This is a genomic window from Sorangium sp. So ce1335 (assembly GCF_051521615.1).
Lineage (GTDB): Bacteria > Myxococcota_A > Polyangia > Polyangiales > Polyangiaceae > Sorangium.
On record NZ_CP150363.1, the window covers coordinates 9,013,394 to 9,037,257 of the forward strand.

Genomic DNA, 23,864 nt, shown 5'->3' on the forward strand with positions numbered 1-23,864 from the left:
CCGGCGGCCCGGTCAGGAAAACAGCAGCGTGAGCTGCCCGCCGTCTCGGCTTCATTGACCTCCTTGCCCGACCGGCGGCGTATCGCTTCCTTTCAACGCTCGCACACAGCGCTCAGCCAGAGCGTGTATCTCTGGAGCAGCTTGACGCGCTTCGTCGCTGTCCAGGCCAGGCCCGAGCAGCCGATGGATCCGCTGGACCAGCTCGAGATTGCCGGCCGAGAAGTCGGCCGCTCCGACGCCAAGCTTACCCTCCGCGTGAAGCTCGATGAGCTGTTCGTACGCCTTTTCGAACGACGCGAGACCTTCGAGGACGGCCTGCCAATTCGCAACGGCGTAAGCCCACGCGGCGACAACATCAAGCATGTGGGCACCGTTATAAAAATCGACCAGCAGATCTTCAATATCCGCATTCATCACAATTCTCCTCAGTGAGACCCCACTCGGAATCACGACGAGCGCACCGACGTAGAGCAAGCCAATCTTGCCGAGTAAGCGCATGGACATGGTGGGAGCCCTGGCCGAGCCGCGATAGACAATAGGAGAGCGCACACGATCTTTCTGGGCATGGCGTGGGCGTCAAAGAGAAATTCGGCGAGCAGATCCCCATGCTCTGGGGTCGACGCGTCCCGGACGGCCGCACCGCCGCGGCGAAGGGCTATGTAGCGCTCGCGCCCGCGCTCCTCGTCGCCAGCCGCCGTCGTCGTCCGCTTCGACCGCCGCGCCCTGCCGTGGGGGGCTGCACCGACGTGCGCCTCGACCTCCGATGGTCCGCGCCGAGCTCGGCCGCGACGATGTGCAACCCGCTGCGCTCAGCTCGGGCTCGGCTTCGGACCGGGGCGAGATTGACAAGCCGTAGCCGCAGGGACGCACTCCATGCCCTGAATCACAGTTGACGCCGCCCCTCCGCACACGCATCTGGAATAACTCGGAGCAGGAACATGCGCCACAGGATGAAATTGAAGGCGATCCCTGTTCTTATTCCTCTCGGTCTCACGGTGTGGGCGTGCAACTACGACGTGGGCGAGTGCTATCTCAGGGGGACGGAAGGCACAGGGGCCGGAGAACCATACCCACCGGGGTCAGCAGCTACGGGGGACTGGTTCGAAAACGGTGGCGACGTGGGGAGCGGCGCCACTGAGGAGATGGCAGGGTGCACGCCCGACAAGACATGCACGGACATGTTCGTAGATTGCCAAGACATCGGCGGCAAGTGCATCACGGGATATCCTGGCTGCGACAAATGGCGCCACACATCGTGCAGGAGCTGCTTTGAAGCCGTCAATCGGGCACACCATACCCGCCAGCGTGCCAGTGCAGATCATGCGGATTCAGATGATAAACAATCCGATACAGGGCGCAGTCTACGTTGCCATGGGCAGGGTTGCCGGAGCGGATCTAGCCAAGGTGGCATCCCCCGTCCTGGTCGACGATGACGAGCTCCTGCTGGGGCCATCGAGACTCGATCCGAAACGTCATCGTGCTGCGCGCGTTAGATACCTGGGTGGAGATCCGTCTACCGATCTCAACGAAGAGCTTGCGCGTTCTGGTGGGCCGCCGGTCTGTGTGGCGCTTCCACCGACACCGGGCGGCCTGATGAGCCTCTGTCGGATCTGCGCTTCCGTGGTCGAGCGAGGGCGCGCGCTGTACGTCGTCGATCTCAGCCCAGACGCCGCCGGAGCATCTCCGCAAGGGCCCGGCCCAGACAGGGCCATATCCCTCGATGTCGCGGGTGCTCTGCTACGCAAGCCGCCCGTGGTCGAATGGTCGAAGCTCGAGACAGCTCTCGCGGCTACGCTCTGGAAATTGTGGTGCCGCCGCTCACCCGTCGCCTTCTCCAGGTTCTGTGCGTCTGGGAGCATGTTCCACCCGCAGTTGGCCAACCTTGGGCGTTATCATGCCGGACTCTTTCCCCGACGGGCAGGCCATGGGCTCTTCCTATCGCGCTTTGACGAGCTCCTGCTGCGACAGCTATCGCAAGAGTGGCTCTCGCCGGTCAAAGTTTTTGTCAACGCGATCAACGCCGGGTCTGAGCTCGATGCATGGTTCTCACACACGGGGGATCTGTATGTAGCCAAACGGCTCAATGAGTGGTATCGCCATACGCGAGGGCGCATCATCGAACGTCGGAACGCGCATCACCCGAGACCTTCGGAGATGACGAGATGGTCCTTTCGATGGCGTCCGGGGAGCGAGGAGATCCTCGACGCGCTGCCGAGCGCACGAGCGGCCCCGCCTGTATCTATTGGAGGTGCTACGGCGTATGATCCTGACCACACATGGGTATGCCAATTGAATGCACGAGGCACACCTTACCTGAGCCGATCTGGCACCGCATCATCGGGCGACAGGCTGGAATAGGGCGTCTCGGATAGCGCCTGTGACGAAGCGAAGTCCTTCGCCAGGGCGTCCGTTGCTGCTGGAACGCTTCTCCCCCTGGCTATTCGTCAACCAGCAGGATGGTGAACGACCGCAGCCCCGGACGCGTGCCCCAGGCGCAGCGATCCGAAGCCGCGCCCTTGACGACCCGCGACCGCCAGGACCGTACCGACGCGCCCCGATGGCCCGCGCGCAGCCTCGACGGCGTCCGCCCGCCGGCCGCCGTCCCCCCACCGCCCGCTGCACGCCGGCTGGCGTCCCCCCACCGCCCGCTGCACGCCGGCTGGCGTCCCCCCACCGCCCGCTGCACGCCGGCTGGCGTCCCCCCACCGCCCGCTGCACGCCGGCTGGCGTCCCCCCACCGCCCGCTGCACGCCGGCTGGCGTCCCCCCACCGCCGGCCACCGCCGCGGCGGCGCAATCCGGCGGCGGTGACCTGGCTCACCCGGCGAGCGGCGCGGTCAACGCCTGCTTCGCGGAGAGGAGCGCGTCGATGAACGCCTCCCGCTCGGCGGGCGACGGCGCTGCGATCCGCTCCCACGCCTCCTTGCGCTGGCTCGCCTTGGCCAGCCGGAACGCCGCGGCGGGGCGGCCGCACGCCTTGGTGAGCCAGCGGCGCGCGTCGTCGATCGGATCGGCAGAGAACGCGTCGCCGACGTCCATCTCGAAGACCTCCGCGGGAGAATGGAGGTCCGCTCCGAAGACGAGCCTCCGGAACGCGGGGTTGGGACAGGCGGCGCGCACGATCTCGAACGCGACGGGCGGAAAGGGGATGCCCACGGCGAGCTCGGGGAGACCCATCTTGTAGTCGCCATCGCCGAGCGCGATGTAGTCGGCGCACATCGCCAGGACCGCGCCGCCCGCGATCGCGTGGCCGTGCACGGCGGCGGCGAACGGCTTCGGGAAGCGGAACGCTGCCCCGAAGGCGGCGTCAAACGCGTCGAGGAACCCCGGGAGCCCCTGCCGATCGAGCGACGCGACCTCGCGCAGATCGAGCCCCGCCGACAGGCAATTGCCCGCGCCGCGGACGAGGACGCCGCTCACGGCGTCGTCCCCCGCGAGCCGCCCGAAGACGTCGGCCATCTCGCAGAGCACCGCCTGGCTCATGGCATTGACCTTGGGCCGGTTCAACACGACCTCGGCGATACCGCCGCTCCCCTGCACCTCGAAGAATCGCATGGCGGGAGCATCGCGCAGGGCCGATCACGGCGCAAGATCGCGGCCCCGCGCCGCTCGCCCGCCCGTGGGCCCTCGGCGCCTGGCCCGGCGCTCGACGTCCCGTGCCCGGAAGAGACAGCCTATCTGCGTCCCAAGAGCCCGCCGGCCTGGATCGGCAAGGCGGATGAGGGCGCGCTCGCAGAGCACGACTGGGGCGCGCTCGCAGAGCACGACTGGGGCGAGCTCTCGCGACACCGAGCTGCGCTCACCGCGCCTTGACGAGCGGCGTGTCGACCAGGTGCTCGGACAGGAACCACACCTGCATCTCGTTCACGCGCACGACCTGGCTGACGAGCAGGTCGTCGGTCCCGTCGTCCCCGGCCTCGGCCGCCTTGCCGGCCGCCTCGCGCGCCTCGATGAGGATCTGCTCGTGCGCCTCCAGGAGCCGCGAGATCTGCACCGGCACCTCCTCGCGCCCCCGCGGCGGCCGCTCGATCTTCGTCATCTCCGCGACGTCGTGGGGCATCGCGATGGCGACCCCGCCGAGCGTCTGTATCCGCTCGGCCACCTCGTCGACGAGCTTCGCCTGCTCTTCATAGTGCTTGTCGAGGAGCAGGTGCAGCGAATAGAAGGTCGCCCCCGATACCTGCCAGTGGTGCTTCTTGTACATGTCCCGCAGCACCATCGTGTCGCTGAGGACCTGATTGAGCGCCTTGACGCTCGCCGCCCGCACGTCGTCGCTCAGCCCGAGCGGATAGCGCGCCAGCGCCCCGTACGGCTGAATCTCCTGCCCGCGCTGGCGCAAGATCGGCTGCGCCTCGGGCCCCGGCCGGCCGTCCCCGGTCGGCTGCTGATGAAACTGAGTCATGGTCGCCATGATCGCTCCTCCCGTGACCAGGCCTTCTTCACGTTCGAATCGCCCGTTGGCAACCCCACCCGGGCGCGCCGACCTTCCCGCCGCGCTCCCCCGCTGCCCCTCTGTTTCTCGAACATTTCCCGCCTCCACCGCGCGCCGCGAGCGCCCCCAGCCCGGCCCGGGCCGCTGCGGGGCGCGCGCGCCGCGCGCCATCGAATGAGCACTGGACGCACGGCGCGCCCCGCTGGCAGGCTGGCCGCCGGTGAGGACCCTCCGCAGGGTCCCCGGCGAGCGATGCAGGCAGGAGACATCATAGACGGCCGGTTCTGCATCGAGCACCTGGCGTCGTCGGGCGGCATGGGCGCCGTCTACAGGGCCCGCGATCTGGAGACCGGCCAGGCCGTGGCCGTCAAGCTCCTCACCGCCGAGGGCGCGCAGCACCTCGGCCGCTTCGCGCGCGAGGCGCAGTCGCTCGCCGCCGCCCGCGTACCCGGCGTCGTGCGCTACGTCGCCCACGGCGCGACGGCGTGGGGGCAGCCGTACATCGCCATGGCGTGGCTCGACGGCGAGACGCTCTCCGACCGGCTCACGCGCACCGGGCTCACCCTCGAGGAGACCGTCGCGCTCGGCCTCCACGTCGCGACGACGCTCGGCGCCGTCCACAGGCTCGGCCTCGTCCACCGCGACCTGAAGCCGACGAACCTGCTGCTCGAGGACGGCGCGCTCGACCGCGTCACCCTCATCGACTTCGGGCTCGCCCGCGCCACGGGCGACGAGCCGCTCACCGCCGCGGGCCTCGTCCTCGGCACCCCCGGGTACATGGCCCCCGAGCAGGCGCGCGGCGAGCTGAGCGTCGACGCCCGCGTCGACGTGTTCGCGCTCGGGTGCATCCTCTACCGCTGCCTCACCGGCCGCGCCGCCTTCCAGGGCAACGCCGGGCTCGCCGTCCTGATGAAGGTCCTCCTCGAGGACCCGCCCCGCGCGCGCGACATGAGGCCCGGCATCCCCGCCGCGCTCGACGATCTCGTCGCCCGCATGCTCGCGAAGTCCGCCCAGGATCGCCCGGCCGACGGCGACGCCGTCGCCGCCGAGCTCGCCGCGATCGCCGCGAGCGGCGCGCCCGAGAGCCCGCTGGGCGGCCCGCGCTCCTTCCCGCCGCGGGCGGTGGAGCTCACGACCGGCGAGCGCCGCGTGATGTGCCTCGTCGTCACCCGCGAGCGCCCCGCCGACGGCGACGCGCCGGACGAGCCGCGCCGCGCGCAGCTCTGGCAGCTCCACGACGTCGCCGAGCAGTACCGCGGCGAGCTCGAGCTCCTCGAGGGCCGCTCGCCGATCATCGTCCTGTCGGGCGCCGGCACGCCGACCGACCTCGCGGCGCGCGCCGCGCGGTGCGCCCTCGCCCTCAAGGAGCTGCTCGGCGGCGCGCCCGTCGCGCTCGCCACCGGCCGCGCCGAGATGGCGGCGCGCGTGCCCGTCGGCGAGCTGATCGACCGCGCCTTCCAGATGCTCGCCGCCGACGACGACCGCTTCCCCCTCGCCGGCGTCCGCATCGACGAGGTGACGGCGGGCCTCATCGGCGGCCGGTTCGACGTCACGGAGGACGCCGCCGGGCGCGTCCTCCACGGCGCGCGCGACGAGCGCACGGCGCAGCTGCTCGGCAAGCCGACGACGTACGTCGGCCGCGAGCGCGAGCTCGCCATGCTCGAGGCGGAGGTCGACCGCTGCATCGACGAGGGCGCCGCCGGCGCCGTGCTCGTGACCGCCGAGGCGGGGATGGGCAAGTCGCGCCTGCGCCAGGAGCTCATCCGCAAGCTCCGCGCGCGCGGCGACCGCATCGAGATCTGGATCGGCCAGGGCGACCCCATGGGCGCCGGCGCCGCCTTCGGCCTGCTCGCGAGCGCGCTCCGCCACGCGCTCGGCATCGCCGAGGGCGAGCCGCTCGAGGCGCGGCAGCGAAAGGTCCGCGGCCGCGTCGCGCAGCACGACGGGCTCGACGCGCCCCGCGTCACGGCCTTCCTCGGCGAGCTCGTCGGCGCGCCGTTCCCCGACGAGAACGACGTGCAGCTAAGGCTCGCGCGGCGCGACGCCGCGCTCATGGGCGACCAGCTCCGCCTCGCCTGGGAGGACTTCCTCGGCGGGGCGTGCCGCGCGGGGCCCGTGCTGCTCGTGCTCGAGGACCTCCAGTGGGGCGACCTCCCCACGGTCACGATGGTCGAGGGCGCGCTGCGCCTCTTCCGGGACATGCCGCTGCTCGTGCTCGCGCTCGGGCGGCCCGACGTGCACCGCGTCTTCCCGAGGCTCTGGGAGGGCCGGCTCGGCCACGAGCTCCACCTCACGCCGCTGCCGCGCCGCGCGAGCGAGCGGCTCGTGCGCGAGGCGCTCGGCGCGCACGCGCGGCACGACCTCGTGGCGCGGCTCGTCGAGCGCGCGGACGGCAACGCGTTCTTCCTCGAGGAGCAGATCCGCGCGGTCGCCGAGGGCAACAGCGAGGGCGAGCCGGAGACGGTGGTGGCCATGGTCCAGGCGCGGCTGGAGACGCTCGACGCCGAGGCGCGGCGGCTCTTGCGCGCGGCGAGCATCTTCGGCGAGACGTTCCGGGCGAGCGCGGTCGCGGCGCTGCTCGGCAGCGTCGACATCGCGCCGCTGCTCTCCGAGCTGCTCCGGCGCGAGGTGATCGTGCGCCGGGGCGAGGGGCGGCGGCGCGACCACGCGGAGTACTCCTTCCGCCACGCGCTCGTGCGCGAGGCCGCCTACGGCATGCTGACGGCGCGCGACCTCCGCATCGGCCACGCGCTCGCGGGCAGCTTCCTCGAGGCGGCGGGCGAGGGCGACCCGATGGTGCTCGCCGAGCACTTCGAGCGCGGCGAGGAGGCCGAGAAGGCCGCCGAGTGGTACCTGCGCGCGGCCGACAAGGCGCTGCACGGGCACGACCTCGCCGCGGCGATCGCCTGCGCCGAGCGCGGCGTCGCGTGCGCGCCCGATCCGGCCACGGTGGGCGCGCTCCGCCTCGTGGAGGCCGAGGCGCTGCTCTGGCGCGGGGAGCCCGCGCTCGCCGAGCAGCGCGGGATCGAGGCGACGCGGCACCTCGCGCCGGGGTCGGTGGCGTGGTTCAGGGCGTTCACGCAGCTCGCCGGGGCGGGGCACAAGCAGGGCCACTACGAGCGCGTCGAGCGCTGGATGATGGTCGTGCTCGGCACCGAGCCGCTCGCGGGCGCGCTCATCGCGAGGAACGCGTGCCTCCTCGAGGGGGCGATCGTGCTCCTGCTCGGCGGCCGCTACGCGTGCGTCGACGCGCTGATCGACGCGGTCGAGCAGGCGACGGAGGACGCGTCGGCGGCCGATCTCATGACCGAGGCGAAGCTGCTCTACCTGCACGGGCTGCTCCGCCAGCACAACGGCGATCCGAGCGCGTGCATCGCGAGCATGAGCGCGGCGCTCGCCGCGTTCGAGGACGTCGGCGACCGCCGCGAGGCGTGCCGCGCGCGGCTCAACATGGGGCTCTGCTACGTCCAGTTCGGGCACTTCGAGGCGGCGGCGGAGGTGCTCCGCGCCGGGCTGGAGGAGGCCGAGCGGATGGCGCTCGACGACCGGGTGCCCAACGCGCTGCAGAACCTCGGCCTCGCGCTGGCGCACGCGGGCGAGGTCGACGCCGCGAAGGCGGCGCTGCGGAGCTCGATCGAGGCGCTGGAGCGCCGGGGCGATCGGCGCCGGGAGTGCGAGAGCCGGCTCCAGCTCGCGCGGGTCCTGCTGCTCGCGGGCGAGCCCGCGCTCGCCGAGGCGGAGTCGCGGGCGGCCGAGGCGCTCGCGAGGGCGGTGCCGGAGCGGCTGCCCGCGGCGATGGCGGTCCGGGCGCGCGCGCTCCTCGAGCTCGGGCGCGCCGGCGAGGCGCTCGCGGCGACGACGGGGGCGCTGTCGCTCCTCGAGTCCGACCGGCACGAGGAGGAGGGTTTTCTCGTGCGCCTCGTCCACGCCGAGGCGCTGGCGGCGGCGGGGCAGGCGGCCGAGGCCAGGGGCGCCATCGCGCTGGCCCGCAACGGGCTGCTCGTGCGGGCGGGGAGGATCAGCGATCCGGCCTGGCGCGAGCGCTTCCTGTGCGACGTGCCGGACAACGCGCGCATCCTCGCGCTCGCGCACGGGTGGCTCGACGGGGGCGAGGGCTGAGGCGCCCGCGCAGGCGCCCGCCGCCCCGCGGCGAGAGCCCGGCACGGCGCGAGGAGCCCACATCCGGCGGTCGTCCCGGTGGGTCGGCGGAGGCAAGAATTTGTCGCGCTGGACAGGCGACGTCGCAAGTAAGCTGAGCCTGATTTCTGTCCTCGTGTTCGAACGCAGGGAGGCAGCTCCATGATCCGGTCGTCCGTCGTCTTGATTCCTCTCGTGGCCCTCGCCGTCGCTGTCTCGTGCAGCAGCGAAGAGCCGCACCGACCTCCGAAGCCCGGAGATCAGCCCGCGGGCAGCGCCACGACGGGCACCGGCGGCGACGGCGGCACCGGCGGACAGGGCGGCACCGGCGGACAGGGCGGCGCCGGCGGCGCCGGCGGGCAGGGCGGCGGCGGCGGACAGGGCGGCACCGGCGGCGCCGGCGGCGGACAGGGCGGCGGCGGTGGTGACGTCGTGTCGGACTGCGATAACGGCGTGAAGGACGGCCGCGAGACCGACGTGGACTGCGGCGGCCCCTGCGCCCCCTGCCGCGCGGGCCGGGCGTGCGCTGCGCCCGAGGACTGCTTCTCGCGGCGGTGCGAGGAGAACGCCGGCAGCGCGAGCAGCGCCGGGCTCACGTGCGCGGTAGCGCTGTGCGACAACGGCGTGCGGGACGGCGACGAGACCGACGTCGACTGCGGCGGCAGCGGCACCGGCAGCGGCACCGGCGGCACCGGCGGCGGCGGCGGCGGCGGCGACGCGACGCACAGCGACAACCCCGCGTGCCCGCCGTGCGAGGACCTCCAGGATTGCGCGGTGGGCACGGATTGCGAGTCGCTGAGCTGCGTGGCCGGCAGGTGCCTGGCGCCGAGCTGCAGCGACGGCGTGAGGAACGGCCAGGAGACCGACGTGGACTGCGGTGGGCTCTGCGCCGCCTGCATGCCCGGCGCGGCGTGCTCCCGGTCGACCGACTGCCGCGAGCTCGTCTGCGTCGACGAGGTGTGCCTGCCGGCGAGCTGCAGCGACGGCGTGAAGAACGGCGGCGAGACCGACATCGATTGCGGCGGCACGGCGTGCAGCACGCGGTGCCCTGCGGGACAGCGCTGCTCCGGCGGCGCCGACTGCGCGACGTCGATCTGCAATTCCACGACCCGAATCTGCACCTGCCCCGCGTCGATGGTGATCGCGCCCGTGGCGGGCGGCGGGAGCTACTGCATCGATCAGTACGAGGTGACGAAGCAGGAATACGACATCTTCGTCCAGGCAAACCCGGTGCTCTCCGGCCTGCCCGCCGCGTGCTCCGGGAACATCTACCGGCCGTCGAGCGGGTGGCCCTACACGGAGGGGAGAGAGCCCGTCACCCACGTCGACTGGTGCGACGCCTACGCGTACTGCGCATATGTCGGCAAGCACCTCTGCGGCAGGATCGGCGGAGGCGAGAACGCGGTCGCCGAGTTCGACACCCCCACGCGGAGCGAGTGGTACAACGCGTGCTCCGGGCAGGGGGCGAACGATTACCCGTACGGCGACGACTATTTGCCGGAGAGGTGCGTGGGCGCCGATTCGATCAGTGGAATCTCGAAGAAGCCCGGCCCGCCCAACCCCTCCCCGCCCATCCCGACGTGCGACGGCGGCGTGACGGGCCTGTACAACATGAGCGGCAACGTGGCCGAGTGGGAGAACTCCTGCGACGCGACGGGCAACTGCCTCGTCCGTGGCGGCTCGCAGATCTCGGGCGAGGATCACCTCCTCTGCGGCGTGAAGCCGTCCGTGGGCGGGGAACCGAAGGAGCCGCCGGCCTCCAGGGGGCGCCTGGAGAGCGATCCGAACATCGGCTTCCGCTGCTGTCTGTAGCTCCGCCCGCCAGGAGTCCGGCCGGGGAGGCCGGACTCCTGCGCCGCTCCGCGGCGGCCCCGCGGGGGCGCGTCAGGGCCCGTCAAAGGTGATGCCGAGCCGCAGCAGCGACACGGGCACGAGCGTGGTTCCGATGGAGAGGATCCGAGTCTCGCCCATGTACTCGGGGTCATGAATGGATGAGTAGGGGACTCGCTCCTTCGTCACGTCGTGCTCGACGGCGACGGCGAGGCCGAGCTCGAAGTGTACGGGGCCTGGACCGAAGACCCAGCTCGCCCCGGCGCGAGCCCCGACGAAAAGCGTGTCACCGTCGACGCCGGGGCCGTCGTCCCAGCCGGGCGATCCCACCCCCGTGTAGGCATGTTGCCCGAAGGAACCCGCGAGCGAGAGTCGAAGCCCAACCGGCGATCGCCACGCGACGCCCGCGGTCACGCCGACGCCGCTGAAACTCTCCCCGAGGGGCTCACCCCCTGTCTCGACGAAGCCCCCCACCTCGATGACGCTGATGCGGTACGCGACCGCGAGGTTGAGGTGCAGCCCATCGCTGTCCGAGCTCGAGTAGGTGCCGGCGCCCACCTGCATGTTGAAATCCATGCCAGGCGCAGGCCTGCGCGCAGGAGCGACGCCAGGGGCGCTGCCCTCCTGCGCGCTGGCCGTCTCGGCGCAAAGAAAGAGGGCTGTCGCGAGCAATCCAGGCGAGATCAATCGAAGTGAGCGCATGTCGAGCCCTGGAGCATCCGCTGTGCCAGGTGCGTCGTGTTCCTGCGGCGCGCCGCCGGGCGCCGCAGCGCTGGCCTGTCCGATGCGAGATCACGAGTCCGCCATCGCTCCCCTGGGCCCCCGGCCGCGCTGGTCCGCCTGCGGGCGTGCGCGGGCGCTCGCGTGGCCCGTGGCAGCCTTGTCGCGGTGTCGCTCGAGCAGCACGGAGTGTATCGCGTCCGCAACAGCCGCGCGGCCCGGCGAGGCGCGCTGTCCAGGGCAAGACAGGTCGAAGCAGGCCCGCCGCGTCGCGACCCGATACGAGGAGCGAGGCGCACAGGACCTGTCCATGAGCACGTTGGCGCTGTCCGCCTGTGGTTGCGCGCGTCTGCCGACACGCCCTGGCAGGATGGAGATGTCTTGCGGCTTGATCCCGTCCTTCGACGGCTCGAGCTCAAGGCGTCCTTTCACCAGCGTTGCGCCGATGCCAACGAGAGAGCCCGTCCGTCGACCGCGCCCCCTCGATGCGCCCCCGACCCCCCGGAAAAGAGGCGACTGCCGCCGGAGCTCGACGGATCTACCCTGTGGCGCTGGACAGCAATTGCGCCTTGCGGCGCAGAGCCGATCCGTGAAAATTTCCGTGAGGGAGGCCACGAGAGGCGACGCGCTGGACAGACCTGGGCCGGCGGCTTCGGTTGACAGATCTACGGATGGTCAGGCCGTTCGGAACATATCGAGGTTATCATGGACAGATGCATTCGATGTGATGGAGAGCTGGAGAAGGGCTTCATACTCGACCATGGTGACAGTGGCATCGGCAGCCAAGCCAGCTGGGCGAGCGGTGTTCCCAACACCTCACCCTGGCGGTTCTCTGCCGTCCAATCCGGCAACAGGACGCTGCCTATCGTCACTTACCGCTGCAAGGACTGCGGTCGTCTCGAATCGTTCGCACATGTTGCGGCCTGACAATCCATTCAAGCGGAAGCCGCTTCGCGGCTCGGCTTGGGCCCGGCAACGGGGCGGCGCCTCGTCGTGCGCTCCCTCCTGCGCCGAGTTCTAGAACAGCGATCACGTTGAGCGAGCGAGAAATGAACCGCCAAGACGTCGAGGACCCAAGAAGAAGACAATGTCTTGGCGTCCTTGGCGCCTTGGCGGTTCGAAATTCTGCTCGTTTCAGGCGGGTTCAACCCGTTTGTCGCTCTAGCCCTCAGCCGAGCGCCCCTCCGCCATCGACCCCGCTCGCGTGCAGGCCCAGCGGGGGGGCGCGCAGCGCGGGGTCGTCGCCCGAGAGCTGGGGCAGCATCGCGACGAACGCCCAGTCGCCCGAGTCGTCGAACGTCAGGTGAACGCGGTCGCCGTCGCGCTCGAACGTGATGGCGAACAGCGCACCGTCGAGCGCGGCGTCGTCCGTCGTCGTCGTGAACTGCTCCTCGAAGTCCTCCTCGACGAGGAACTCGCCCGACGCCGCCGCGCGAGCCCGCGGATCGTCCACGCGCACCGCCAGCCGCGGCAGGTCGGTGCAGTGCACCGCGCCGAGCCCGCGCAGCAGCACCGCACGTAGCCACGCGCCGCCGAGATCGAAGCCGCCGCCCCAGAAGAACACCAGGCGATCGACGCTGAGCACGTTCGCCTCGTCGTCGAACAGGCCCTTGAGCATGAACCGCGACGTTGCGTCGCCCGGCCACGGCACGCCGTGCCGCCGGCCGAACTCGACCAGCGGCGCGGGCACGGCGCCCTCGCTCCACGGCGCGTCAGCGGTCTTCTCGTAGGCGACGTAGTCCGCGACGAGCCGCCGCAGCTCCGCCTCGGCCTGCTCCGCCGCGGCGACCGTCGCGAACTCCGCTGCCTGCATCACGACGTGGCTCATGTGTGCAGTCTATACGACTCCGCGGGGCGACGGCGAGGAAACCGCCTGTTCACGGGACGCCGAGCTCCAGGCGACCCCGGAGCACGACGGGACAGCCTGCTGTCGTTCGTTGAAGGGCGCGCCGAGGGCGCACGCCAGTCCGCTCCGGCATGGCCGTGAAATGCTGGCTCTTCGTTACTTGAAGATCGAGAGGGGCACGGCGTTCGCCATCGCCTCGTAGCCTGCGTCATTGGGGTGCAGGTGATCGCCGCTGTCGAACGAGGCGAGGAGCCTTGTGGGATGCTCCGGGTCACGCACGGCGGCCTCGAAATCGATCACCCCGTCGTAGGAGGTGTTGCCCCGGATCCACGTGTTGACCTCCTGGCGCATGACCTCTCCCTCGGGCGTGTAGTAGGGCGGGAACGCCTCCTCGAACGGCAGAAGCGTGCCGACGAACGCCTTGACCCCCTTCGCCCTCGCCTTGTCGGCGAGCGCCTCGAGCCCGTCGATCATCTGGTCCGCCGTCACCGCCTCGGCGGGCCCCGAGAACCCCGGCATCCCGATGTCGTTGATGCCGATCAAGACAATGACATGCGTCACCCCCGGCGTGCCCAGCACGTCGCGCTCGAAGCGCGACACGGCGCTCGGCCCTATGCTGTCCCGGAGCAGCCTGTTGCCGCCGAGCCCCTGGTTGACGACCGCGACCCTCCGCGTCTCCGGATCCGCCTTTAGCCGCGCGAAGAGCCGATCCGAGTATCGCTTCTCGGCGTCCATCGTCGAGCTCGAGCCGTCCGTGATCGAGTCGCCGAACGTGACGACGACCTTCCGGGGCTCCGTGGACTCGACGTCGACGCCCGCGAGCCAGTACGCGGACGTGATGTTCGTCGGCGACGTCAACGTCTCGCTCGCCGCCTGGTTTCCCCCGGCCACCGCGTGCGTCGTGAGGGAGAACGGGTGCCACGTCGCGGGCTCCGACGCCGCCGCGCTGTAGATGCTCACAATGAGGCGGTCGCCCGGGCTCACCGCGAGATCCACGCCGTCGCTCACCGCCTCGCTGGCCGGCGGGATCGACGCGCTCGGCTCGCCGGAGAACTGGACCCGCCGGTCGGTGCCCGGCGCCGCGACGAACGGCGAGGCCTCCTTCGCCACGCGGACCTCGGCGAGCTCCAGCGGCTGGGTCCCGAAGAGGTTCGAGAGCCGCAGCCGGAGCCGATCGCCGGAGGCGGTGACGACGATCCTCTGGCGCACGGTCTCGTCGTCGAAGCTCCGCGGCCCCAGCTCGGGGAACGGCGAGTCCGCCCCCTGCATCGTCGTCCCCCACGCGGCCGTCCAGCTCGCGACGGGCGCCTCGTCGTCACCGCCGCAGCCGGCGGCGGCGACGGCCAACATCCATGCTCCGACGGTCGACACACGGCTGAATTTCGATCCGATCATCACACACTCCTCGACGGAAAGCTGCTCATTGACCTCGATCGACGGCTCCTGCACGTGTCATGCGCCACGCGGCAGGGTGACCCCGGCGGGCCCATGCGATGAGCCCGAGCACGACGCCGAGCGCGGCCGGGATCGAGGCGACCCTGGCTTCACTCGGGCGACGAACGACCGCCGTCGGGATCGACAGCGCGAGAGATTTTTTTCTACTCGACGCAGCAGAGCGTCGACTGCCCGGTCGGATCCAGCGAGCCGCTGAGGCTCGTGCGCGCGGTGCAGGTCGAGTCGGTCGGCGTGCCGACGAGGTGCGCCGGGGGCGAGTAGGCGTACTCGCAGAACCGGTCGCCCTGCGATATCCGCGCGTGATTGAAGCAGGCGTAGTCGTTGCCGAGCTCGACGTGCACGTAGTTGCAGTCGCCGCCGCTCGCCGTGCAGGAGCAGGACGAGCACGTCCGGGTGTCGGTGTAGCCCCGGAACCAGTCGCTCTCGCGCCGCCCGTAGCCGCTGCAGGCGGCGCTGCCCGACACGAGCGCGCACTGCTCCGCCGGGGGGCGCTTCGGGACGCAGACCTCGCCGGCGCCGCAGCCGGCGCCCGCGCTCGCGTGGCAGAGCTTCTTCGACTCGGCCCACCGCGCCGGCGCCGGGATCGCCGTGCCTGTCGGCGTGCAGCTCTGGATCACCTCGAAGGGGGCCACGCGAACACCGCCCCAGACGACAAACCCGTTGTTGATCGGCACCTCGTCGCACGTGAACCCGACCCGCTTCGCCAGGGTGCCGCCCGTGAGGCCGCCGTCCGCCTCGCACTGCGTCGTGTTCGCGTAGAGGTAGAGATCCGCCGCGCAATCCGTCGGGTTCGGCGTGCAGCCGCAGCCCTCGCACCCGCTGCCGGAGAGGCCGCGGAAGAGGAGCGTCTCCTCGGCGGTGAAGCCGTCGGGGCACGGCTCTGTCGCGTCCACGAGGACGCCGGGCTGGAAGTTCGTGGGCGCCGCCAGGCAGACCGCGCCCTCGGCGCAGTCCGGGTCCGCGCAGTCGACGGCGTCGTCGCAGTCATCGTCTGCGCCGTTGAAGCAGTCCTCTGATCGCGTACACCCCGTCGTGGTGCTCATGCCCGTGCTCGCGCTGGAATGCGTCGCCGCCCCGGCACCACCTTCACCGCCCGTCCCGTCCGTCCCGCCCGTTCCGCCCGCGCCGCTGAAGTTGCGCTCCTGGGCCTTGCAGGCCGAGAGGCCGACGAGCGCTGCGACCGCAAGCCCGCGAAATTTCATCATGCTGCCAGGATATCCGACCTCCGAGGGCACGTGGCAGCCTCAGATGACGCGGGCGGACGCGCGCGCCCCCCGTCGGTGCGCACACGTGTCCGCGCGACACCCTGGCACGCCGGCGCGCACACATGTCAGCGCGGCGCCCGCTCGGGCGGCGGCCGGGCTCACCGGCGCCGCCGCCCGGCCGCAGAGATCACTTCGCGGCTTCGGGGTCGCAGCCGTAGAGGACATCGACGGCCGCGGAGGGGTCGGCCTGGACCGCCTGGCACGCGTCGGGGCAGAGCCTGATCATGTCGCCCTCGATGTAGAACGAGCCGGCGGCGCACGCCTCGGCGTCCTCCACCTGGTCGAACGACTGCGCCTCGCCCCCGTCGCCGGGCGTGTACTGCACGACGACGGTCGAGAGATCGATGACCTCCCCCGGCGGAGAGTCCGGCACCGCGAACTCGCACTGCACGACCGCGCCGGTGATCACGCCCTCGGCGATCGCCTGGAACACCACGTCGTAGGAGCTCGTCTGGCAGAGCGGGAACCGGAGGCCGCCCGTCCGCTTGCTGAGCGTCTGGTACCCCGTGCCCGGCGCGACGGCGGTGCCGCACGTCGACTCGACGACGTCGGCGTCGGGCGCATAGGCGTCCGTGGCCGGCGTGTTCTCCTGGAGACCGACGATGCTGTGGAACACGTAATTGGGCGCCTCCGCGTCGCCGAACACCGCCGGCTCCAGGCCGAACAGCAGATCCTCGAAGTCGTCGGCGACGTCCTCCCAGGGCTGCCGGGTGTCGTCGATATAGATGTTGCGCGGCAGGTGGGTCGACTGGCAGCCCACATGATCGTCGGTGATCACGGTGATCACCTTGAGCGAGTCCTCGCGCACCCACTCCGACCACCCGTTCGGCGCGAGGCCGAACTCGTCGGGCTGGACGGCGTTGTAGCTGCCGAGCAGGACGCAGAGCGCGTCGTTGCTCCGGATCTCGTGGCTGTAATGGTAGAAGATGGGCGGGTTGCTCCCCGGCTGCTCCGGGACGGGCTCGCAGCTCGCCGTGCTGAGCGGGGCGCCGACGCAGATCGAGTCGTCGGCCTGCGCGGTGCCGTGCGCGGAGATCATGATGACACGGTAGTCGATGCCGCTCGCGCCGATGATCGAGGCGAAGCTCTCGTTGATGTTGTTCTGAACGCTGATGATCTCGTTCGCCATGCTGGCCGAGTTGTCGATCACGAAGATGATGTCGACCGGCCGCTTCGTGAGCGTCGCCTCGGCGACCGTGGCGACACACGCGGTGTCCGGCGTCACCGGCGGAGCACCTCCGGTGTTGTTGCCGCTGCCCGAGCCGATCGTGTCGTCGCCGCCGTCGCCCCCGCCGCCCTCGCCGTCCCCGCCGCCGGCCGCGCCCGCGCCGCCCTCGCCGCCGCCGGCCCCGCCGGCCCCACCGACGCTCTCTCCCGCCGTCGCACCTGCGTCGCCTTCTCCGGAGCTGCAGGAACACCCCGCAGCGCCGCTCATCGCCAGAACACCCAACCCAAGGAGCCGAACCACCATGGTAGACCGGGAGAGCTTCACATGAACCTCGAGCGCTAGGGCGCACGAACGCGCGATAACTAGTTTGCACAAGTGCAACGAGATGTGGTGACGAATTTGAACCGCGCGCGATTTTTTCCCGGTGGCTGTCTCATGACATGTGTCCTGTGAGGGACGCTGTGCGCGGCGCCGGCGCGGCGGAGACGCGGGCGGGAGCGCACCATCGACGCGCGGCCCCAGCGGGGCGGGAGCGCTGCATCGACGCGCGCGGCGCGCTCGGCCGCGGTCGCGAGCGAGCTCCGCCGCGGGGCGGCGGGCCGGCGGGCTCCTCCGAGCTTCCGCGGGGGCTCGATGGTCTCTGCACAATGCGCCCCTAGGATGCAGGCATGAGCCTACGTCCTGACTTTCCCCCCATCGGCATCGATGCGATCGCCCTCGGCGTCCCCCGCCGCTTCGTCGAGCTCACCGAGCTCGCCGAGGCCCGGGGCGTCGCGCCGTCCAAGTACCTGACCGGCCTGGGCACCCGCCGGATGGCGATCGCGTCGCCCGAGGAGGATCCGATCACCCTCGCCGCCGACGCGGCCCGCCGCCTGTTCCAGCGCTCGGGCGCGAGCCCGGCGGACATCGGGCTCTGCGTCGTGGGCACCGAGACGGCCGTGGATCACTCGAAGCCGGCGGCCTCCTTCGTCCACGGCCTGCTCGGGCTGCCCAGCGCGTGCCGGGTGTTCGAGGCCAAGCACGCCTGCTTCGGGGGCACGGCGGGCCTGCTCAACGCGGTGGACTGGATCGCCTCGGGCTCGGCCCGCGGCCGCGCCGCCCTCGTCGTCTGCTCGGACGTGGCGCGCTACGCGCTCGGCTCGGCGGGCGAGCCGACCCAGGGCGCCGGCGCCGTGGCCCTGCTCGTGCGCGAGCGGCCGCGCCTCCTCGAGATCGAGGTCGGCCGCACCGGCACGTACGCGCGCGACGTCTACGATTTCTGGCGGCCGCTCCACCACAAGGAGGCGCTCGTCGACGGCCACTTCTCGGTGCAGTGCTACCTCGACGCGCTCGCCGGGGCCTACGACGAGTGGCGCCGCGTCGGCGGCGACGGCGAGCCGCTCGCGCGCACCTGCTACCACGTCCCCTACGGCAAGATGGCCCGCAAGGCCCACAGGCACCGGCGGATGATGGACGGCCTGACGGAGCAGGCCGCCGACGAGAGCTTCGCCGTCGAGGTGGAGCCCTCGCTCGATCTGCCGGCGCGCATAGGCAACATCTACACGGGCTCGCTCTACCTCGCGCTCGCGTCGCTGCTCAACGCCGAGGCTCGCGCCCTCGAGGGCAAGCGCATCGGGCTGTTCAGCTACGGCTCGGGCTGCTGCGCCGAGTTCTTCGCGGGCAGGGTCCGGCCCGAGGCCGGGGCGCTCGTGGCGAAGCTCGAGATCGACGCCCCGCTCGACGGGTGCCGCCACGCCTCCGTCGCCGAGTACGAGGCGCTGCGCAGGAACGACGAGGCCGCGGACCGGCGGCCCGCGCCGGAGGACGCGGAGCGCGGGGGCGCGAGCCTGGACCGCCGCGTCGTGTACCTGGGGCTCGACTCGAGCGAGCGGCGCGTTTACGCGAACGCGTGAGCGCGTGAGCGCGTGAGCGCGCACAGACCGGACGCGTTTCATCGGAGCGCCCTCACAAGGGGCGCCCCGAGACGCGCGCCGGGGGCTGCCCCGGCGCGCCACGGGGGGCCGCTCGCTCAGCCGGGCGGCAGGTCCGAGAGCTTCACGGTGAAGACCTCCGCCCCGCCGGCCACCGCGACGAGGACGCGCACCGACCCGGCGGGAACCGCCTTCCTGAGCTCCGCGGCGACCGATCGCGTCACCGGCGCCAGCGGGGCGATGATGTCGGCCAGCGCCGAGCGCGCCATCACGCCGACGAGGATCGGCGCGCGCTCGCCGGAGGCCAGGGCCACGCGGAGCGTGTGCTCGGGCTGGAGGCCCGGGTCTCGCTGCTGGAGGCCGATCGCGACCAGGTAGCCCGTCGGCTCCCGCAAGGAGAGGAGATACCCGGAGAGCGACGAGGGAGAGCCGCTCCGCCTGGGATGGCCGCGCAGCAGCCGCGCGAGCTCCGCGCGGTGGTCCTCGAGCACCTCGACCCGCTCGTCGTGATCAGAGGGATCCGACATGCTCGGCCTGCCCTTTCTCCGTGGCGTTCGTCGTGAGACCGCGATCCGGCGGATCGTTCGTCGCTGCATGTTCCAGAACCATGGGACCTCCAGCGAGGGCACCTCGCCCTCGCTGTTGGTTGTTCCGGTCACCCGGCCGCGCCTGTCACGAAATCGGCCGCGGCGCGTTCGCGCGCCGCCCGTGGCCGCGTCAGCGCGCCGGCGACGCGCCGCGCGCCGCGGGCGCGGCCGCGGGCGCCGCCCGGCCGGCCAGCGAGAGCAGCACGTAGAGCCCTCCCGAGACGAGGAACCCCACGAACCACGCATACGTGTAGATCGAGCGCATCACCTCGGGGACGGCGTCCTTCATCGACGGGATCGCCTCGGCGAGGAAGCCGGGCAGGTTGATGAGCACGCCGATCGCGAGGGCGGCCATCGCCCGCCAGTTCACCCCGCCCTGGTACTCGTAGGCTCCGCCGCGCCGGTACAGGTCGTCGACCTCGAGCCGCGTCCTCCGGAGGACGAAGTAATCGGCGATCATGATCCCGCCGATCGGCCCGAGCAGCGCGGAGTAGCCGACCAGCCACGTGAAGATGTACCCCTTCGACGACTCGATGAGCTTCCACGGCAGGATCACCGCCCCGAGGATCGCCGTGACCACGCCGCCCGCCTTCGCCGAGATGCGGTGGGGCGAGAGGTTCGAGAAGTCGTTGGCCGGCGAGACGACGTTGGCGGCCAGGTTCGTCGACAGCGTGGCGACCGACAGGCCCACCATCGCGAGGACCATGATGAAGGCGCCGCCGATGCGCGCGAGCAGCTTCACCGGGTCCCAGATGAGCTCCCCGAAGAGGAGCGGCGTCGCCGACGTGACCGCGACGCCGATGAACGAGAACAGCACCATGGTCGCCGGCAGCCCGAGCGCCTGCCCCACGGCCTGATCGCGCTGGCTGCGCGCGTACCGCGTGAAGTCCGGGATGTTCAGCGAGAGCGTGGCCCAGAACCCGACCATCGCCGTGAGGCCCGGCGCAAAGACGCCGAGGAGCTGCCCCTCGGGGATCCTCGACGGCTGCGACAGCATCGGGCCGAACCCGCCCGCGCGCGCGTACGCCCAGCCGAGCAGCACGAGGCCCATCACGATGAGGAAAGGCGCCGCCCACGTCTCGAGGAACTTGATCGACTCCGTGCCCTTCAGGATGAAATGCAGGTTGATCGCCCAGAAGACGGCGAACCCGAGCAGCTCGCCGGGGTGGATGCCGATCGCCCCCTTGAACGCCGCCGACGTGAGCGGCGCCTCCGCGGAGGGCAGGAGCGCGACGAGCAGCTGCCAGAGCGCCTGTCCGCCGAGCCACGTCTGGATGCCGAACCACCCGCAGGCGACGAGCGCGCGCAGCACCGCGGGCACGTTCGCGCCCGTCACCCCGAACGACGCGCGCGCGAACACCGGAAACGGGATGCCGTACCGGGTGCCCGCGTGGGCGTTCAGGATCATCGGGAGGAGCACGATGACGTTGCCGAGCGCCACGCACGCGAGCGCTTGCTGCCAGCTCATCCCCTGATCGATGAGCCCCGAGGCCATCGTGTACGTGGGGATGCACACGGCCATGCCGATCCAGAGCGCCGCGTAATGCCCCAGCTTCCAGGTGCGCGCCGCCTCGGGCGTGGGCGCGAGATCTTCGTTGATCAAGGACATCGATGCTCCTCCTGCCAGCTCCGCCGGCGCGAGCGCGCCGGCGATCGTCGGTGGGCTCCGGGCCGGCGGGTCAGGAGCCCTGGATCACGAGCTCCGCGCGCGGGCCGTCGCTTCCAGCCCGCCAGGCACGAAGTCCGTCCCCTTCTGGACACGGTCGTTCCACGTCTCAGGCGGCTTGCCTGAGGGCACCTCCTTCATCGTGATGCACCCGGCCACCGGGCACACGAGCGCGCACAGGTTGCAGCCGATGCACTCCTCCTCGTCGACGAACGGCACGCGCGACGGCGCCGCGACCCCGCTCGGGTCCGCCGTCACCGCGCGATCCGGGATGGCCTTCGGGATGTGCGTGTGGCCCGCCGCGCGCGCCTCCGCCTCCGTCCTGCCGGGCAGGTGGATGCACTGGTGCGCCCCGTCCATGCAGGCCACATAACAGAGCTGGCACCCGATGCACCTCTCGGGGCTGATGTCCGCCACGACGCGGTACGAGAGGTCGAGATCCCCCCACTCCTGCACCTGCGGGACGGCCCTGCCGCGCAGCTCGCCCACCGAGCGCATCCCGTGCTCGTCGAGCCAGTCGCTGAGCCCCTCGATCATCTCCTCGACGATGCGGTAGCCGCGGTGCATCACCGCGGTGCACACCTGCACGCTCGTCGCGCCGAGCGCGATGAACTCCGCGGCGTCGCGCGCGCTCGAGATGCCGCCGATGCCCGAGATGGGCAGCCGGCCTACCTCGGGGTGGCGCGCGAGCTGGCTCAGCATGTGGAGCGCGATCGGCTTGACCGCCGGCCCGCAGTACCCGCCGTTCGTCGACGCGCCGCCGACCCGCGGGAGCGGGACCATCCGCTCCAGATCGACCCCCATCAGCGATTTGATCGTGTTGATCAGCGAGACGCCGTGCGCCCCGGAGCGGAGCACCGCCTCGCCCGGCTCGAGGATGTCGCCGACGTTGGGCGTGAGCTTCACGATGACCGGCGTCGTCGCGAACTCGACGGCCCAGCGCGCGATCTCCTCGAGGACGGCCGGCTCGTTGCCGACGGCCGAGCCCATGCCGCGCTCGCACATCCCGTGCGGGCAGCCGAAGTTCAGCTCGAGCCCGTCGGCGCCCGTGTCCTCCGCCTTGCGGATGATCTCGCGCCACTCGTCCTTCGTCTCGACCATGAGCGACGCGATGAGCGCGTGGCCCGGATAGCGCCGCTTCACCTCGCGCATCTCCCGGAGGTTCACGTCCAGCGGTCGGTCGGTGATGAGCTCGACGTTGTTGAGCCCCATGAGCCGCATCGTGCCGTGATCGATGCCACCGAATCGGCTCGACACGTTGACGATGGGGTTTCCGAGCGTTTTCCAGACGGCGCCGCCCCACCCGGCGTCGAAGGCGCGCCGCACCTGATCGCCTGTGTTCGTCGGCGGCGCCGAGGCGAGCCAGAACGGGTTCGGGCTCTTGATCCCGGCGAAGTCGATAGAGAGGTCGGCCATCGCTCAGCTCCCTCGCGGTGCGGGCGCCGCGCCGCCCGCCCGCTGCATCATCGCCTCGTGCATCGCGCGCGCGGCGATCTTCGCCTCGGCGACCGCGTTGACGACCTCCTTGCCGCCGTTCACGCAGTCGCCGCCGCTGTAGACCCTTGGGTTGCCCGTGCGGTGCGTCGCCGGGTCGACGACGACGCGCCCCTTCGCGTCGAGCGCCACGCCCTCGAACGCGAGCGCCACCCGCGTCGCCCGGCTCTGCCCGATCGCGACCGCGACGAGGTCCGCCGGCACGAGCTCCCCCGCGGCCTTCGCGGCGCCCTGCGGCGCGCCCCCCTGCCGCGCGTCCGCCGGCGCGACGCGCAGCGCGACGGGCCGCCCGCCCTCGCGCACCACCTCGACCGGCACCCGGTCCTCGATGAGCCGCGCCCCCGCGCTCCGCGCGCCCTCGAGCTCGTGCGCGTAGCCCGACATCTCGGCCTCGGAGCGCCGGTACACGATCGCGACGTCGATCCCGAGCAGCCCGAGCTCGTGCGCGACGTCGAGCGCCGTGTTGCCGCCGCCGACGACGGCCGCGCGCCGCACGCCCGTGAGCTCGAGGCGCGGATCGGACTTGAGCCGCTCGATGAACGCCGTGGCCCCCACGACGCCCTCGCCGTCCTCCCCGGGGATGCCGAGGCGCGCGTCGTCGCCGAGGCCGAGCCCCAGGAAGACGGCGTCGAACCCGGCGAGCAGGTCGCGCGCGGAGACCTCGCCCGGCCCGGCCGCCTGCTCGACGACCGAGACGCCGGCGCGGAGCTCGATGTCCCCGAGCGACAGCACCCACGCGACCTCGCGGAGCGCCTCGTCCCCCTTCATCTTGTACGGCGCGATCCCGAGCGTGTTCAGCCCGCCGGGGATCGCCTTGCGCTCGAAGATGACCGCGCGGTGCCCCTCGAGGGCGAGGTAGCCCGCCGCCGCGATCGACGCCGGCCCCGCGCCGACGAGCGCGACGCTCCGGCCCGTGGGCGGCTTCGCCCGGAAGAGCGCCGGGTCCTTGGCGAGGGCCGACTCGACCGCGTAGCGCTGGAGCCGGCCTATCGCGATCGGCTCGCGCCCCCACGCGTTGTAGACGCAGTCGCCGGCGCAGAGCACCTCCACGGGGCAGGCCTGCCCGCACGACTGGCCGAGCAAGTTCGCCGAGAGGATGGTGCGCGCGGCGCCCTTCACCTGGCCCGTCGCGATCTTCCGGATGAAGGTCGGGATGTCGATGGCCGTCGGGCACGCCTTGATGCAGGGCGCGTCGACGCAGTAGAGGCACCGGGTCGCCTCGGCGAACGCCTCGGCGTCGGTGTACCTCGGGTTCTTGTCCTCGAATCGCTCTTCGATCCGGCCGGACGGGAGGGAGAACAGGCGTACTGGGGCTCGGGTCATGCTCTTTGCTCGCGCGGTCATGCGGTCATCGA

Annotated in this window: 15 protein-coding genes; 3 read left to right on the plus strand and 12 right to left on the minus strand. The window is 71.6% G+C overall.

Annotated elements, in window-relative coordinates:
* Positions 1–51 precede the first annotated feature (51 nt).
* The 3 genes from WMF24_RS33415 to WMF24_RS33425 form a co-directional block, all read right to left on the minus strand.
* A complete protein-coding gene (locus WMF24_RS33415; RefSeq protein ID WP_437731484.1) occupies positions 52–504 on the minus strand; it encodes a hypothetical protein in 453 nt (150 codons plus the stop codon).
* A gap of 2,312 nt (positions 505–2,816) precedes the next feature.
* A complete protein-coding gene (locus tag WMF24_RS33420; protein ID WP_437731485.1) occupies positions 2,817–3,554 on the minus strand; it encodes an enoyl-CoA hydratase/isomerase family protein in 738 nt (245 codons plus the stop codon).
* Positions 3,555–3,798: 244 nt separating this feature from the next.
* On the minus strand, positions 3,799–4,410 hold the full coding sequence (locus WMF24_RS33425) for a Dps family protein (protein WP_437731486.1): 612 nt from the start codon (positions 4,408–4,410) through the stop codon (positions 3,799–3,801).
* Positions 4,411–4,683: 273 nt separating this feature from the next.
* Between WMF24_RS33425 and WMF24_RS33430 the strand changes: the two genes are divergently transcribed.
* Positions 4,684–8,550: a serine/threonine-protein kinase gene (locus WMF24_RS33430; protein ID WP_437731487.1), complete on the plus strand. Its 3,867-nt coding sequence runs from the start codon at positions 4,684–4,686 to the stop codon at positions 8,548–8,550.
* Positions 8,551–8,730: 180 nt separating this feature from the next.
* Positions 8,731–10,380, plus strand: coding sequence for a formylglycine-generating enzyme family protein (locus tag WMF24_RS33435; protein ID WP_437731488.1), 1,650 nt, complete (start codon positions 8,731–8,733; stop codon positions 10,378–10,380).
* A gap of 72 nt (positions 10,381–10,452) precedes the next feature.
* Here WMF24_RS33435 and WMF24_RS33440 read toward each other — a convergent pair whose 3' ends face one another.
* From WMF24_RS33440 to WMF24_RS33460, 5 genes are all read right to left on the minus strand, one after another.
* The gene (locus tag WMF24_RS33440) at positions 10,453–11,100 is read right to left on the minus strand and encodes a hypothetical protein (protein WP_437731489.1); all 648 of its coding nucleotides are present in this window, start codon (positions 11,098–11,100) and stop codon (positions 10,453–10,455) included.
* A 1,186-nt stretch (positions 11,101–12,286) separates the two neighbouring features.
* A complete protein-coding gene (locus WMF24_RS33445) occupies positions 12,287–12,946 on the minus strand; it encodes a hypothetical protein (RefSeq protein WP_437731490.1) in 660 nt (219 codons plus the stop codon).
* Between the two features lie 174 nt (positions 12,947–13,120).
* Entirely contained in the window at positions 13,121–14,359 is a 1,239-nt protein-coding gene (locus tag WMF24_RS33450) for an SGNH/GDSL hydrolase family protein (protein ID WP_437731491.1), read from the minus strand.
* A gap of 203 nt (positions 14,360–14,562) precedes the next feature.
* Positions 14,563–15,624: a hypothetical protein gene (locus WMF24_RS33455; RefSeq protein ID WP_437731492.1), complete on the minus strand. Its 1,062-nt coding sequence runs from the start codon at positions 15,622–15,624 to the stop codon at positions 14,563–14,565.
* A gap of 187 nt (positions 15,625–15,811) precedes the next feature.
* On the minus strand, positions 15,812–17,119 hold the full coding sequence (locus WMF24_RS33460) for a hypothetical protein (RefSeq protein ID WP_437731493.1): 1,308 nt from the start codon (positions 17,117–17,119) through the stop codon (positions 15,812–15,814).
* A 401-nt stretch (positions 17,120–17,520) separates the two neighbouring features.
* Here WMF24_RS33460 and WMF24_RS33465 point away from each other — a divergent pair, with 401 nt between their 5' ends.
* Positions 17,521–18,744 (plus strand): hydroxymethylglutaryl-CoA synthase family protein, encoded by a 1,224-nt coding sequence (locus WMF24_RS33465; protein ID WP_437731494.1) that lies wholly within the window; start codon positions 17,521–17,523, stop codon positions 18,742–18,744.
* 116 nt (positions 18,745–18,860) lie between these two features.
* Here WMF24_RS33465 and WMF24_RS33470 read toward each other — a convergent pair whose 3' ends face one another.
* The 4 genes from WMF24_RS33470 to WMF24_RS33485 form a co-directional block, all read right to left on the minus strand.
* Positions 18,861–19,289 carry a hypothetical protein gene (locus WMF24_RS33470; protein ID WP_437731495.1) on the minus strand — a complete coding sequence of 143 codons (429 nt, stop codon included), beginning with the start codon at positions 19,287–19,289 and terminating at the stop codon, positions 18,861–18,863.
* Positions 19,290–19,479: 190 nt separating this feature from the next.
* Entirely contained in the window at positions 19,480–20,958 is a 1,479-nt protein-coding gene (locus WMF24_RS33475) for an NCS1 family nucleobase:cation symporter-1 (RefSeq protein WP_437731496.1), read from the minus strand.
* Positions 20,959–21,042: 84 nt separating this feature from the next.
* A complete protein-coding gene (gene preA, locus WMF24_RS33480) occupies positions 21,043–22,431 on the minus strand; it encodes an NAD-dependent dihydropyrimidine dehydrogenase subunit PreA (protein ID WP_437731497.1) in 1,389 nt (462 codons plus the stop codon).
* A 3-nt stretch (positions 22,432–22,434) separates the two neighbouring features.
* Entirely contained in the window at positions 22,435–23,832 is a 1,398-nt protein-coding gene (locus WMF24_RS33485; RefSeq protein WP_437731498.1) for an FAD-dependent oxidoreductase, read from the minus strand.
* Positions 23,833–23,864: the final 32 nt, after the last annotated feature.

What these genes read in the sequence shown, in the direction of transcription:
- WMF24_RS33440 (WP_437731489.1), bottom strand. Translation starts at nt 11,100, where the DNA reads ATGCGCTCACTTCGATTGATCTCGCCTGGATTGCTCGCGACAGCCCTC.
- WMF24_RS33435 (WP_437731488.1), top strand. Translation starts at nt 8,731, where the DNA reads ATGATCCGGTCGTCCGTCGTCTTGATTCCTCTCGTGGCCCTCGCCGTC.
- WMF24_RS33415 (WP_437731484.1), bottom strand. Translation starts at nt 504, where the DNA reads ATGTCCATGCGCTTACTCGGCAAGATTGGCTTGCTCTACGTCGGTGCG.
- WMF24_RS33465 (WP_437731494.1), top strand. Translation starts at nt 17,521, where the DNA reads ATGAGCCTACGTCCTGACTTTCCCCCCATCGGCATCGATGCGATCGCC.
- WMF24_RS33420 (WP_437731485.1), bottom strand. Translation starts at nt 3,554, where the DNA reads ATGCGATTCTTCGAGGTGCAGGGGAGCGGCGGTATCGCCGAGGTCGTG.
- preA (WP_437731497.1), bottom strand. Translation starts at nt 22,431, where the DNA reads ATGGCCGACCTCTCTATCGACTTCGCCGGGATCAAGAGCCCGAACCCG.
- WMF24_RS33450 (WP_437731491.1), bottom strand. Translation starts at nt 14,359, where the DNA reads ATGATCGGATCGAAATTCAGCCGTGTGTCGACCGTCGGAGCATGGATG.
- WMF24_RS33445 (WP_437731490.1), bottom strand. Translation starts at nt 12,946, where the DNA reads ATGAGCCACGTCGTGATGCAGGCAGCGGAGTTCGCGACGGTCGCCGCG.
- WMF24_RS33455 (WP_437731492.1), bottom strand. Translation starts at nt 15,624, where the DNA reads ATGATGAAATTTCGCGGGCTTGCGGTCGCAGCGCTCGTCGGCCTCTCG.
- WMF24_RS33485 (WP_437731498.1), bottom strand. Translation starts at nt 23,832, where the DNA reads ATGACCCGAGCCCCAGTACGCCTGTTCTCCCTCCCGTCCGGCCGGATC.
- WMF24_RS33475 (WP_437731496.1), bottom strand. Translation starts at nt 20,958, where the DNA reads ATGTCCTTGATCAACGAAGATCTCGCGCCCACGCCCGAGGCGGCGCGC.
- WMF24_RS33425 (WP_437731486.1), bottom strand. Translation starts at nt 4,410, where the DNA reads ATGGCGACCATGACTCAGTTTCATCAGCAGCCGACCGGGGACGGCCGG.
- WMF24_RS33460 (WP_437731493.1), bottom strand. Translation starts at nt 17,119, where the DNA reads ATGAGCGGCGCTGCGGGGTGTTCCTGCAGCTCCGGAGAAGGCGACGCA.
- WMF24_RS33430 (WP_437731487.1), top strand. Translation starts at nt 4,684, where the DNA reads ATGCAGGCAGGAGACATCATAGACGGCCGGTTCTGCATCGAGCACCTG.
- WMF24_RS33470 (WP_437731495.1), bottom strand. Translation starts at nt 19,289, where the DNA reads ATGTCGGATCCCTCTGATCACGACGAGCGGGTCGAGGTGCTCGAGGAC.